The organism is Paenibacillus xylanilyticus (genome assembly GCF_013359935.1).
Classification (GTDB): domain Bacteria; phylum Bacillota; class Bacilli; order Paenibacillales; family Paenibacillaceae; genus Paenibacillus; species Paenibacillus xylanilyticus.
Genome location: NZ_JABMCB010000170.1, coordinates 1 through 13514 on the forward strand (window position 1 = coordinate 1; position 13514 = coordinate 13514).

General features: G+C 46.2%; 14 protein-coding genes. 5 read left to right on the forward strand and 9 right to left on the reverse strand.

The features are described 5' to 3' along the window. The first annotated feature begins 340 nt into the window (after positions 1–340). The gene (locus tag HP552_RS09125) at positions 341–853 is read left to right on the forward strand and encodes a cysteine hydrolase family protein (protein WP_175395361.1); all 513 of its coding nucleotides are present in this window, start codon (positions 341–343) and stop codon (positions 851–853) included. 212 nt (positions 854–1065) lie between these two features. On the opposite strand, the gene HP552_RS09130 is transcribed toward HP552_RS09125, so the two are convergent. Then, the gene (locus HP552_RS09130) at positions 1066–1716 is read right to left on the reverse strand and encodes a nitroreductase family protein (RefSeq protein WP_175395220.1); all 651 of its coding nucleotides are present in this window, start codon (positions 1714–1716) and stop codon (positions 1066–1068) included. A 120-nt stretch (positions 1717–1836) separates the two neighbouring features. Here HP552_RS09130 and HP552_RS09135 point away from each other — a divergent pair, with 120 nt between their 5' ends. After that, a complete protein-coding gene (locus HP552_RS09135) occupies positions 1837–2202 on the forward strand; it encodes a MerR family transcriptional regulator (protein ID WP_175395221.1) in 366 nt (121 codons plus the stop codon). Positions 2203–2212: 10 nt separating this feature from the next. Here HP552_RS09135 and HP552_RS09140 read toward each other — a convergent pair whose 3' ends face one another. Next, the gene (locus tag HP552_RS09140; protein ID WP_175395222.1) at positions 2213–3190 is read right to left on the reverse strand and encodes a helix-turn-helix transcriptional regulator; all 978 of its coding nucleotides are present in this window, start codon (positions 3188–3190) and stop codon (positions 2213–2215) included. An 88-nt stretch (positions 3191–3278) separates the two neighbouring features. Here HP552_RS09140 and HP552_RS09145 point away from each other — a divergent pair, with 88 nt between their 5' ends. Further along, positions 3279–3722, forward strand: a complete 444-nt coding sequence (locus HP552_RS09145) for a VOC family protein (RefSeq protein ID WP_175395223.1) — start codon at positions 3279–3281, stop codon at positions 3720–3722. Between the two features lie 199 nt (positions 3723–3921). On the opposite strand, the gene HP552_RS09150 is transcribed toward HP552_RS09145, so the two are convergent. After that, a complete protein-coding gene (locus tag HP552_RS09150) occupies positions 3922–4398 on the reverse strand; it encodes a DMT family transporter (RefSeq protein WP_217506369.1) in 477 nt (158 codons plus the stop codon). 12 nt (positions 4399–4410) lie between these two features. Then, the gene (locus HP552_RS09155; protein ID WP_376768950.1) at positions 4411–4845 is read right to left on the reverse strand and encodes a DMT family transporter; all 435 of its coding nucleotides are present in this window, start codon (positions 4843–4845) and stop codon (positions 4411–4413) included. A 187-nt stretch (positions 4846–5032) separates the two neighbouring features. Between HP552_RS09155 and HP552_RS09160 the strand changes: the two genes are divergently transcribed. Further along, on the forward strand, positions 5033–5872 hold the full coding sequence (locus HP552_RS09160) for an AraC family transcriptional regulator (protein WP_175395224.1): 840 nt from the start codon (positions 5033–5035) through the stop codon (positions 5870–5872). A 127-nt stretch (positions 5873–5999) separates the two neighbouring features. After that, on the forward strand, positions 6000–6593 hold the full coding sequence (locus tag HP552_RS09165) for a TetR/AcrR family transcriptional regulator (protein WP_175395225.1): 594 nt from the start codon (positions 6000–6002) through the stop codon (positions 6591–6593). Between the two features lie 130 nt (positions 6594–6723). Here the strand turns inward: HP552_RS09165 and HP552_RS09170 are convergent, their stop codons facing one another. From HP552_RS09170 to HP552_RS09190, 5 genes are all read right to left on the reverse strand, one after another. Then, on the reverse strand, positions 6724–8667 hold the full coding sequence (locus tag HP552_RS09170) for an NAD(P)/FAD-dependent oxidoreductase (RefSeq protein WP_175395226.1): 1944 nt from the start codon (positions 8665–8667) through the stop codon (positions 6724–6726). A 325-nt stretch (positions 8668–8992) separates the two neighbouring features. Beyond that, positions 8993–9772 (reverse strand): PHP domain-containing protein, encoded by a 780-nt coding sequence (locus HP552_RS09175; RefSeq protein WP_175395227.1) that lies wholly within the window; start codon positions 9770–9772, stop codon positions 8993–8995. Positions 9773–9814: 42 nt separating this feature from the next. Continuing rightward, on the reverse strand, positions 9815–10642 hold the full coding sequence (locus HP552_RS09180) for an energy-coupling factor transporter transmembrane component T family protein (protein WP_175395228.1): 828 nt from the start codon (positions 10640–10642) through the stop codon (positions 9815–9817). Then, complete coding sequence (locus HP552_RS09185; protein ID WP_175395229.1) at positions 10617–12467, reverse strand: ABC transporter ATP-binding protein; 1851 nt, start codon at positions 12465–12467, stop codon at positions 10617–10619. Before HP552_RS09185 ends, HP552_RS09180 begins: the two co-directional genes overlap by 26 nt. Continuing rightward, positions 12460–13347, reverse strand: a complete 888-nt coding sequence (locus HP552_RS09190; protein WP_175395230.1) for a DUF8171 family membrane protein — start codon at positions 13345–13347, stop codon at positions 12460–12462. The genes HP552_RS09185 and HP552_RS09190 overlap by 8 nt, the downstream gene beginning before the upstream one ends. Positions 13348–13514: the final 167 nt, after the last annotated feature.

The window sequence follows — 13514 nt, forward strand, 5'->3', positions numbered from 1 at the left end:
GGGTTTACTAACTATAATGTAACTTTTAATTATGGAATAATTTCATTTACCAATTATAATGTCAATTGAATTTATGTCAGAATGCTGAAAAAGCTTGATAATACACGTTTTTTCATTTACCAACTATAACGTCACTGAACACGAGTTCGAATAATAAAGTAGTAAGATTAATAAAGCCTTTTAACTAAAAAAGTTATCTATAAGATGATATGACTTAGTCATATCATCTTTTTTAGTTGTATACTGAACGTAAGGTTTTTGATTATTGAATTGATAGTAAATCGTACAGTCTCAAATTAGAATGAATATACTTATTTCAAAATGAAAGAGGTTAAAAATGATGGGGACTAGTGCAGATGTGTTAATCGTTATCGATTTACAAAATGGTGTATGTTTCAGTGGAGAGCATTTATTTGACTTGGATAATTTACTCAGTAGAGTAAATAGCAGAATTACTTTTTATAGAGAATTACATAGACCAATCATTTTTGTTCAACACTGTGATGAAGAATTAGTACCTGAAGAAGAACCATGGGCTATTCATGCGGATCTGGATGTTCAAGAGCAGGATTTTTTTGTGAGGAAAGTACATGCGAATTCGTTTTACAAAACAAACTTAAAAAGTCTTTTAGACCAATTCGCTGTACATCGTATTGAGTTTTGCGGTGCCCAAACAGAATACTGCATGGATGCTACAATTAAATTTGCTCATGGATTGGGATACGAGAACGTTATGGTACCGAAAGCAACATCTACTTTGAATAATTCATTTATGTCTGCTGAAGAGACGATAGATTTTTATGAAAATATATGGAACCATAGATTTTTAAAATGGATAGGAGATGAATCCTAGTAGGAACAATTATTTAAAATCGATAATTGGAATCCTCTACCAGTCTAACATTAAACGCCTTAATCCTTTTATTCAATAACATCTAAATAATGTAGTTCAGGGTCCTGATGACAAAATATTGTCATTAGGACCCTTTTTGTTATGAAAAAATGACGAGTCAAAAAATTATAAGTATTTCATCCATACTGCTGTCACTTGAGAATAGCTGTGGATTATACCCAAGTCGCGATCGTTTCAACCGGAAGGCGATAGGAAGGATAGCCTTCTTTGGCTGCTTTACCTATGGAGATTAACATCACGGGTTGGAACCGTTCTTTGTCCAAGCCGAAGACTTCGGCGATCTGATCCTTATCATAACCGGCCATTGGATTGGTATCATACCCGTGGGCACGGGCAACGAGCATTAGCTGCATGGCAATGAGGCTTGAGTCGATGAGATTCATATCACGCAGATCAGATGGGCTCATGCTCGCATAATAGGGTTTCGCCTGCTGCATCTGCATTTCCTTGATGTCTTGTGGCATATATCCAAGTTCCACTGATTTGCTGAAAATCTCGTCCATATATTCAATGTTGTTAGCATCATAAAATACGGCAATAACAGCTGAAGAGGTAAGGGCCTGCGTTTGATTAAAAGAGGCCAGTGGTGCAAGCTTCTCTTTACCTTCAGTACTATCGATGATAAGGAAACGCCATGGTTGCATGTTGATGGCAGAAGGAGCCCTGGAGGCTTTCGCCAATATTTCAGTCATTTCCTCGCGGCTGATTTTCACTTCGGGGTCATAGACTTTCACGGAATGACGCTCCAAGACGATTGTATCAAAATCATTTGTTTTATTAAATTGGCCAGTAATTGTATTCATGTAGATATCTCCCCTCAAATTATATTTGTGAGTTGATTAAAGCTTCAATCCGTCTCACTATGAGGAGTGTAAACTATGAAGTATACTTTATAGCAAGAGAAAGAATCAGGGGTGATCCATATGAAAATTAGTGAAGTAGCCAAAATAGCAGAACTTCCGATATCAACTATTCGATATTATGAAAGTATAGGAATTATCACGGATGAGTATGTGCTAAGAGACCAGAACAACTATCGGAAATATGCTCCAGATATCATTCAATATCTTGAAGTGGTCAAACAATGCTTGGCTGTTGGTTTTACGATTCAAGATTTACAATCCATGATCTCAAAAAACGGATTCTCCAAAATGGAACAAACCTCCATTATCCAAGAGAAAATATCAGAAATTGAAGAGGCTCAAAAGAAATTGGAAATGTCCAAACAAAATCTGTATAACATTCTTGAATCGGATATTACGTGTGAGGATGGGTTTGGAAAATATTAAATCACGTGAATTAAATATGATTCAGCAAATCCAGATAATACTGTCTCAGTGCGTCCTTCAGACGGGCTGGCTTCACAATCTGAATTGATTTGCCATAGCCCGCAAGATATCGAACGATAAAATCAAGCTCATGGGGCTCATACGAACCAACAAGATACGTCTGTTCTTTACTCTCTTCGAGCTTCATCGATGGAAAGTGTTCCTGTTGAAAAAGCTCCATCCCCACTTCATCAATCTGACATTGAAATGGAATGGCATGCCTGGATGGCTCCCAGAGGGAGTGGGTATCCTGTAGGTTGAGTTCCTTGATATGGGCTAAGGGTTCAATGTCCGTCACTTCTGGCGATATAATTCGATCACATCGGAAAACGCGGTATGCATCTTTGCTCAGATCATAAGCCTGGCAATACCAGTAGCCTTTCATGGCATATAGGGCAATCGGTTGGATGGTGCGAACACGGGGTGTGGATATGCTTGAACGTGAACTTTTATCCTTTTCAGTGGTACGGCCATTCTGATATTCAATCTGTATCACTACATTCTGGACTGCAGCCATCAATAGAAACTCCAGGTTTTTACTATCCTTAATTTGTTCGGTATGTTTGAACGACACCCGGTGCTTTATGTTTTCAATATCCTGCCTTTGTTTGTCGGATAACGCGCTCATAAATTTCTCGTGAATCGTACGGAACGTCGCCTGAAAGGGCAAGCTGGAGAAGCTGCGGAGGGCCTGCATGGCAAAATAAAGGGCATGCAGCTCGCCCGTGTTAAACGAGATGGGAGGCAGCTGCATGTGCTGAAGCAGACGATAACCGCCATACCGACCATACTCCACATAGATGGGGGCACCAAGCTCTTCCAATGAGGAGATATCTCTTAGCGCGGTTCGCTTGGAGATCTGAAACTCCTGCATTAAATCTTGCAGAGTAAATTGCTGTTTTTGATTGATAAAGCGCAGCATCTGGTTCATGCGTTCTGATTTTTTCATTATGGAAGCCTCTCAATGGTGCCATGGATTGGCACCTTTCATGGTTATAGTGATAAGTGTAAACCAATCGAACCAAGGAGGCAAACCAATGAATTTTGAAGTAATTCCATTTTTGTCGATGAACGGGGACGCGGCAGCTGCCATTGCATTCTATGAGGAATATCTGGGCGCCAAGGTACTCTTCAAGAAAAATTATAAAGAGATGAAGGAAATGAATCCGGGTTTCGAATACCCTGCGGGCCAAGAAGAATATATTACGCATTCAGTATTGGAAATTGGGGTCAACAAAATCATGATTGCCGAGGATGCAATGGACACGGAGAGACCGTGGCAGCTCGGAAACAGTACGTCTCTATGTATTCAATCCAAAGATAAAAGTACAATAGATCAACTATATGCTTCACTTGTGCAGCATGAGGGTGTGAAGGTGCTTGTGCCTTACGAACAAAATGAATTTAGCCCGGGCTACGGCATTGTGCGGGATCCGTTCGGGATTGCGATTCAGCTCTGTGTGACCGTACATGATTTCTAAAATAAACATAAGGGATGAGCTCCACTCACTCGGTATGTAGATGTATGTAGACCATAATTAAAATGCAACAAAAAGAAGAGACATTGATCCCAATGTGCTCTTCTTTTTTTTGGTTTCTTTATTAGTGGCGTTCTATTAAGAACATTCAAGCAATCTGAAGATCACTTAGTCGAATCGGATACCGAAGTGTACCACTCATTTATTTGCTAAGCGTCGCCGATTGAGCTTCATCATGTTTTTCACTGAAAATTAAAGCCAGTGCAGCCAACATCAGTACGAGGGATACAGCCCGCTGCCAGGAGAATTCGATGAACTCACCACCGAAAAGGCCTGTTGCGTCGATAATAAAACCGGCAACAATCTGACCTACAATCGCGGTGAGGTTGGCGGGGGTCACACCCAGTTTATTTACGGCCAAGGTGGACAGAAACAGATATCCGAAGCCCATGAAAACCGCAGAGAGCTGCAATTTTGGTGCATGAAGCAAGTCGAGCAGATGCCCACTGCCAAAAAAGTTGATCAGTACCGCCAGAATTAGTGTGCCTGACGCAAATGTGAAAAAAACCGTCTCCAGCAAGCCGATATTCCGGCTAATGGTACCATTAATGGAGGACTGTGCACTAAGCACAGCTCCACCAATCAAAGTGACGACAACAATCAATAAACCTATGCCCATCGTAATCCTCCTCTAGAATAAAGTAAGAGCCAGCGCGCCCAGCATCAGTACCAAGGCGGCGATTCGTTTGCTTCCTACCGGTTTGCGGCTGCTGCCCAGCCATCCGTAGTGATCGATCAGAATACTGGTCACCATTTGCCCGACGACAATGGCAATCATGGAGATGCCCACACCCACAATGGGAACACCAATAACCAATGTAAGCAGGTAGGTAACTCCGAGCAAACCACCAAGCAGGTTCCACTTCGGAAATTTGGTGATGGCAGAGAGGTTTCCTTTTCCGAAGAAAATTAACAAAATCAGTGAAATAATCGCACCCATGAAGAAATTATAAAAATCAGCTTCCAGCGTGCCGACTTGTTCTCCAAGCTTGCCGTACAGTGCACCTTCAAAGCTTAGAAGTGCTCCTGTTGCAATGGCGATCATATAAAAAATCAGCTTTTTCAATCGATCCTCGACTCCTTGAAATGTGATGGATTTACAGGTGCATGACTCATCATAAAAAATTGGGGAGGGGAAGACAATGAAAGATCTTGCTTTGTTTTTCTGAAAAATTATAGATCTTGCTGTGGAAAAAGGGGTATATTAGTACAGCTAGAGGAGAATCATGCACGGATGAAGGGAAGATACAAGAATGAGTAAGACAAGAAAAGAAACATCCTCCCGATTGCTGTATATAGGCAAAGTGAACGGCAATCCGAATTGGAATTTTCCAAGTCACATGCATGAGGATATCAGTGAAATGGTGTATGTGTCTGATGGAGAAGGCATTATTAAAATTAATGAACATCCCTATACGGTCAAAAAAGGCGATCTCTTAATCTACAATCAAGGTGTCATTCATGAACAATGTACCTCTCCCGTCTGTCCACTCAGTCTTTATTATTGTGGAATAGCCAATATCTATTCGGATGGAACGCATACCAAACATTTAATTCCCGAAAACGCATCTCCGTATATCCAAACCAAAGCGTATGCTGGCAGAATCGGTGAGCTGTTCGAGTTCATGTATGAGGAATCCTCCAATCAAAAGACGGGTTACGAGAAGATCTGTGAGGCGTTACTTGATGTACTACTTGTCTTAGTTCAGCGGTTGGTTCAACCCAATGCCTCAAAAAAACAAGATTCGGATCATCTTGCCGTACGGATCAAGGAGTATCTGGATGAGAACTACCTTCAACACCTGAAGCTCCAGGATATTGCTGCACACTTTCACATGAACCCATACTACCTATCTCATGTGTTCAAACATAAGTACGATGATTCCCCGATCCGTTATATTGTCTATAGAAGAATGGGGGAAGCGAAGCGGCTGCTGAGCACAACGGACATGAAGGTGAGTGAGATCGCACATGTTCTGGGCTATCAGAACGCGAATTATTTCACCAATCTTTTCACCAACACGATGGGCGAATCACCTACTCAATATAAGAAAAATGAACGTGCAGAACGTGTGGATCTTCAGAAAACCTGAGCCTGGCCATGTCCCTTTGATGGTTGATAACACGGTCTGCTTAATTAATGCACATAGGTTATGTATAATTAGAGAAGGGCCTAACGTCAGAGGCAAGCCCTGAGTAGAGAGGGGGCAGAGGACTGGATTGCGAAAACAAGGGGTTATCGGTAAAGAGAGCAGACTTCGACTGCTGGAGGCTGCCGCAGAGGAATTCGCGCTAAATGGATTTTATCAGACGAAAATAAGTTCCATCGTTGCCCGTGCGGGGGTGACACAGCCTGCATTCTATCTGTATTTTGAGAGCAAAGAGGCTGCTTTTGCAGAGCTGGTCGATGGTTTTCGGACTGGATTAAGTCAGGTGGTTCGTAATAGTCATATCCAGCCAGGAAAGAACAGGGATGATCTCAAGGAAGCTGTTGTGGAATCATTGGGACAGATCTACCGGTATCTTGGAGAAAATCCGGCGCTGACCCGAATAGGACTGTACCAGTCCGCGGAGTCTGTGAGAATCAAGGCCGAGATTGCCGGACTGATGGAACAGAATCTGATTGCAGAACAACAAGCCGGATATTATCGGCATGATCTCGACACGGTCTTCTTCGCTGAATGTCTGCTGGCCATTGTGGAGCGGTTAACACTGATTAAGCTGTTGCCTGGAAATGAGACGCCATCACAGCTGGCCCGGATCACGCAGGATCTCTTTTTCTACGGTATATTGGATACGCAGCATCGGGATTAATATTTTTTGCAAGCAGCGAGATATCGTTACCCAATGACGTTGATCGGTCGTATTTTACGTTACGTTATATCATTGGTAGAAAAAGAGCCAGACTCCGTATTATCGAAGTCTGGCTCTTTTAGAGCTTCCTTTAGATCGCACTCGCAGCATAAAAGCCAGAGCGAATGGCAGTACCTACTTTGCCAATGTTAACGCAATCTCCTATAAGGCTTGTTTTGGATTCAAACTTGGCCCGGATCAGTTCGGCTATCGTTGTATTTTTCTTCATCCCGAACGCATTAATAATGGTCTCAGCCTCAATGAATACCTTGGTACCATCGCCCTTCTCTGCATATAAGCCATTTGCTTCAAAGGAAAGAACCTTGTGACCCCCGAGTATCGTAACCCCGTAGCTATCCAGCATGGGCATCAGAGCTGCACGGTTAATGTACATCACGTCCTGTCCCGCTTCCGGACGCATCTCCACGATGGTGACTTTTTTGCCTTCCATGGCCAGCTCAAGCCCCAGATCACAACCTGTTAAGCCGCCGCCTGTAATGACGATCTGTTCGCCGCGAACAAGCTCCTTCTGCAAATGAGCCTCAATGGCCCCAACGACGTTATCATTATCAATTCCTGGGATAGGCGGGATGAGAGGGACTGCCCCTGCCCCAATGAAAATATGATCTGCCGCCTGGAGTGCCGGATCATCCGGTGTGATCTCATGATTGAGCTGTACTTGCACATGAAGCTGCTGTAACTGCCGTTCATACCAGCCAATCAAGGCACGCAGCTGGCCTTTGAATTCCGGCGTAGCCGCACTGGTCACCTGTCCGCCAATTGCTGCCTCTTTTTCATACAGAGTAACGCTATGCCCTTTGAGTGCGGCAACACGAGCTGCTTCCAGTCCGGATGGACCCCCACCTACAACAACGATGTTCTTGGGTGTCTCTGCCGGCTCGATGGTGAAGCGTTTCTCGTTCGCAGCCTGAATGTTGACCGCACAGCTGATCTTGGTATTGCGTTCAATAATGCGACCGATGCATTCCTCGTTACACCGGATACATGGACGAATATCCTCCCGCATATCATCGCGCAGCTTGTTCGGAAGCTCGGCATCGGCAATGAGCGCACGACCAAACATGACAAAGTCGGCATCTCCGGATTCAATTAACCGGACTGCACTCTCCGGAGTATGACTGCCCGAGTTCAGGATCGGAATGTTGACCACTTGTCGTGCAGGTCCACACATGTAATCCATACAGGCATCACCCAGATAGGCTGGCGGGAAAATATAATCGATTCTCTCGTAGGAGCCTGCATCGATATCAATGGCGTCCACACCAGCCCGTTCAAGAATCTGAAGCATCTCCAGACTGTCTTCAACAGTACGACCGCCTTCGAAGCGATGATCCAGTGCGATTCGGAACAGAATAGGCATATTGGGACCTACTGCCTTGCGAATCGCCTGTACAATCTCAACGGCGAACCGCATCCGCTTCTCGGTACTGCCTCCGTACTCATCCTCACGTTTGTTCCAGATCGGGGACATGAACTGGTCAATCAGATAACCGGCATGGGCATGAATCTCGATCCCATCGAAGCCCGCCCGTTTCAATCTGGCTGCCGAATCGGCAAATTGATCCATGATCGTCTGAATTTCCTCCACCGTGAGAGGATGGCACAAAACCTCCGGATTGTAGATGGCAGGGATGGCTGAGGCTGATACCGGAGGCTTGCCCGAACGGTCTGGCAGCGCATTACGTCCGGTGCCGCAGCTTAACTGAGCGATGATTCGGGTGCCATAGCGCTGCACCGCATCTACCAGGTCCGTGAGCATTGAAACGACATAATCCTTTTCAACGATGCCTTCCAGCACGCCTTGAGCCAAATCTTCTGTCAGAAATTGTGCACCTAGGATGATCATGCCTGTACCCCCTTTGGCACGTTCTTCATAGTAATCAATCTCTTCAAGGGAGATCCGACCATCGGGACCGGCAGAGTTTGTACCCATGGGGGACATGACAATTCGATTCTTCACTTCCATGTTTCCGATGTGGAATGGGGTAAACAGCTTCGTATAAGGATGACTCATGTTTGTGTACCTCCTGTTGTTTGGGTTCATTCATGTACTTCATCGATAAATAGGAATGTTCATCATTTTAGGCTCATGTTACTCGTGAGTAATATAAGTGATAAAATCATCGTAATCGTTCCGGTTCAGAATAAAAGTGAAAAAAATCACAAATCTAGAAATCGGCGATGAACTTATTAATCCTGTGATGGTAGCTGAATTAAGTAGATGGTATTAGCGGCGGAGGATCTTACAATACACGGAGGACTTACATTATGAAACATAAAAAAGGACCTGCAGGACAGTTCCTGCAGGTCCAATTCATTTAATCGTATCATGCAATTGACTACACTTCCTGCAAGCTGGCGGCTTCGAGCTTGGCAAGACGTTTCATCACTTTTTTCAGCATCACCGAAGCTTTCACGCGGAGAGGAAGATCGGGGGAGATTTCAATATTGTAGCTTCCGGCAAGGATTAGCTCTTTGAGTTCGGCAACCGATGTACACGGGTGATCCAGAACATTGAAGACACTGCCGTATTGCAGACATTGGTGTGTGTCGCTTCCAGCTGTTACGGGTTTGCCAAGAGACTGGGCGAACGATTCAACCTGAGTTCGGCAGGTCTGGATGCCGGATTTGTACATATCCTTGGCGTTCAAGTCGAAAGCATCCAAACGTGCAAGCAGATCGCGGTCCAGCTCATACAGGGGAGTGGATTCCCTGAAGGGGTGTGCACCAATTTTGAGCAGGGGCCAGGCTTCTGCCAGATCAAGCAGTTCGGCAAAGGGGATGAAGGACCCCTTGGATGTATAATTCTCCAGGCGGGCACGAACGGCGAGGATATGTTCTTTTTGACCCATCAGCAAAATATGTCCTGTCTCCTGAATATCCACTTCCATCCCGGGAAAAATGCGCAGTCCGTCCGCATCATAATATTCCCCGTTGTAAGGGTAGAGGCGATCCAGTGTTTCATAGACATCGTAGAAGTGCCGAGTGTTGAAATGTTCGGTAAGCGCGAGGGCGTCCAGTCCGCTGGCTTTGGCCTCGGTGACCATTTCGGTGAAGTAATCGACGGAGAAATCAGAGTTTTTGGATAATTTGCCGTGGGTATGAAGATCAATACGCATATGAGACACTCCTTTTATTCCATGAATGGTTAAGTATATGAATTACAAAATTTCATAATGTCCGCCCAGCCAGAACAGCAGAGCCGCATAGATGGCTGACCCGGCAAGAAAACCGATGTCACGCGAAGTGATCTTCAGATGGGCCAGCTTCAGCCGTTTGGACTCAGGATGCTTCATCCCGTAAGAGAAACCACGGGTTTCCAGTGCTTCAACGGTGGTGCGGGAACGTTTAGCCGTAGCCAGCATTAACGGGAAGAAGGACACAACAAACAGTTTCATATAATAGACAACGAGCCGCCAGTATAGCCAGCCAGGTCTGGAAGGAACCTGACCCCGCAGTCTGTAGGACAGCATAATGTTGCGGAATTCACCAAACAGCACAGGCAGAATGCGGTACGCATACGAAAGGCTGAATGAGAATGCCGCAGGCATTCCGAGTGCCAGTAATCCATCCCCAATCCGTTCCGGGTCCATGCCGGAAAAGACAGTGATGCTTGCCAGCGAGACGATCGACAGCTTCAGGGTCAGCAGCAGCAAGGGGAAGGCGGATTCCAGGTTGCCTCCGAAGAACAGCGAAATAATAAACATCCAGCCCACCTGACCGATCAGCCCCAGACATAGAATGATGATAATGAAGGGAGCAGCCCGGGACAAAATGGTCGTGGTGACCATGAGCAGAAACATGCCAAGCAGCACCGTACCGTTATGAATAAACCAGGGCACGATGGCAAAGAAGAGGTACCAGATCAGCATGACACGGGGGTCAATTCGTGACAGGCTCGCATGACCGCTGCCGTACACGGTATTCATCAGCTCCAGCTGAATGCGTTCAATCGATATTTTGTCAAACCAGCTGCGGACAAGCTGCATGAATGTCATCCTCCTTGGTAAACGAGAGATTCCGAAGGTTCTCAACAAAAATCTCGGGTGTTGGACATAGTGCAGACAGACCCAAGCGATGCGAAAGTTCCATCATCTGAGTAAGCGAAAGTCCGGAGCGACGCAGAAGCGGTTCATCGGCAAACACCTCGGCAGGTGATCCATCGGCTTCTACTCGTCCATTGTGAAGCACGATGACACGACTGGCCCATTGGGTAACCAGCTGCATATCATGGGTTGCAATCACGGTTGTTCGCACATGCTGATCCAATTCATCCAATACTCCGATCAATTCTTCCCGAGTGGCCAAATCCAGATTGGCAGTAGGCTCATCAAGCAGCATAAGGGCAGGTTTCATGGCTGCACCGATCGCAAGGGTGACGCGCCGCTGTTGTCCACCGCTGAGGAGACGGGCGTCCCGTTCCTGCAGCGGCGTAAGACGGAAACGATCCAGCACATGTGTGATTTGCTCATCCGCTCCCTGGATGCGGCGGGTTCTCAGGAAGTACGAGACTTCTTTGCGGACACTGTCTTCGATAAACATCTCGGCCGAATGCTGAAAAATATAGGCGACCCGGCCTGCCAGCTGTTCCAATGATGAACGATGTGTAATTTCTCCAAGCACGCTGACACTGCCTTCCTGAGGCAGACTGATGCCGGCCATGAGTCTGAGGAGTGAGGACTTGCCCGCGCCATTGTTGCCGACCAGGGCGATCCGTTCTCCTTCATGGAGTGAAAAGTTAACCCCACGAATGACTTCATGCTCCTTTTTGCCAAGCCCCCTGTACCGCAGACGTGTATCCTTGAATTGAACAATCGGAAGAGAATTGGCATTCTCGTGTTCAGAACGTGACTGGACCATGTTCTCCGCGACTTTGGGTGGTCTACCCTGTACCAGTAGTGCTGATATCGCAGCAGGGTGTTGTTCCTTAAAATAAACGGCTGCTTCCTCCACCGTGGTGGGGAAGAGCTGACTATCCTCCAGAGGTTTGGAGGGGGATCTTGTGAATGATTGTGCAGCCTGAATGGCTGCACGGGTCACCTCAGGAGGCTGGATACCCATTCGCTCCAGATCTGCGATCCGATTCAACCCTTCTTGGACTGGCAGGTTCCACAGCACACTTCCTTTGTCCATCAGGACCACATTCGCACAGAAGTCGGCGATAAATTCGGTATGATGCTCGATGACAATAATGGTCTTGCCATGCTCTGCGTGCAAGCGAGACAGGCATTCATAGATCAGTCTGGCATGTTGTGGATCCAGTTGTGAGACAGGTTCGTCCACGATGAGAATATCCGGGTCCAGCGATAGTGCGCCAGCCAGCGCGAGCAGGTGCTTCTGGCCGCCGCTCAATTCCCAGATGTACCGATTATGGATGGAGTCCAGACCACACATCGCCAGCGCACGTTCACCCAGCTCCTTATAGTTGGCGAGCCCGTAATTCAGTGGGGCAAAGCATGCTTCATCCAGTACGGTTGGACGCACCAGCTGATTATCAAAATCCTGATAGACATAGCCGATTTTTCTGGATAAGTCTGCAACACTTTGTCCTGCCACTGGGACACCGAGCACATGGACTTCACCCGTGAAGTCTCCCGTGTAGAACTGAGGAATGAGGCCGTTGAACAATTTGCACATCGTTGACTTGCCGCATCCATTGCCTCCGATAATGGCTGTGAAGCTTCCACGGGCAAGCTCAAGTGATGCTCCGTTCAGAACAGGTTCTTCCGAACCCGGATAGGTAAAAGTAACGTTATGAATAGCAATAGCGGAATCCGATGAAGAAGCTGACTGAGAAGAATGTATATTAGGCATAAGGGCGGTTCTCCGTACCTGGTGCCGTTTTGTTTTTGCTCCGTTTGGCCCGCATGATCAACAGGGTGACTGCTGCAATCAATGCAGCGGCTCCGATACTGATCCAGATCGATGTGGAACCATATTGATCGGCATAATCCGTTTCCCATACCGCGAAGTTGATGTCCATCTCGGACAGGGATTCTGCGCCAAAGGCCAGTGCGAGCAGCAGCAGACCGATCAGAATCAGTTTCGGACGAAAAAAAACAGCCCCTTCATATTTCATGCCAGGATTACGAGGCTTTATGCCCAGCAGCGGTTCGATTTTGCCATAGAGAAGTGGAACGAGGTACAAGGTAGGCAGCAGAGCGAACAGGATACCCGAGAACAATACGTCATTCAGGAAACCAACCCCTTCGATGAGCACAACACTCTCGGCAAGCCCAGGAACGGCTTCGAGCTCTTCCACACCAATCCATACTTTACCGATATCGACCAATGAACTTAGAAACTGATGGATGATAACCCCAGTCATGGCGGCCACGCCGACCTGTCTGCGATTGCGCGGATCACTGACCATGCGGCCTGCGACATACATGGCGAAGGAAAAGGTAATGAATTTCTCCAGTTCACCGAGCCCGCCGAATTGCCCCAGCATCAGCTCACCGAAAATCACTTCTCCAAGTGCGGCCCCAAGGGCGGCAATCATGGGATGGAACAAAATGCAGAGTGTCAGTGGAATAAAAACAAAATATTCAACGGACAATTCAATCGGTCCAAGCTGAAGCTTGGGGATGAGCTCGGTGAACATGTTGGACAAGCCGTACAGTGACATGGAAAGCACAAACACCATCATTTTCTGTGAAGACGTCAGCGTATAACGCTCAGTCATCTTCTTCATCGATACATACCTCCCTGAATGTTGTTGAGCATAGCCACAGTCTAGGGGCAGAGTATTAACGCAAAGGGAGACATTTGTAAATCAGATGTAATATTTATTACAAAATAAAATTTAAATGAAAAATTTATTACATACATAAACCACTAGAGCCTGAGTCAGCTGTTATA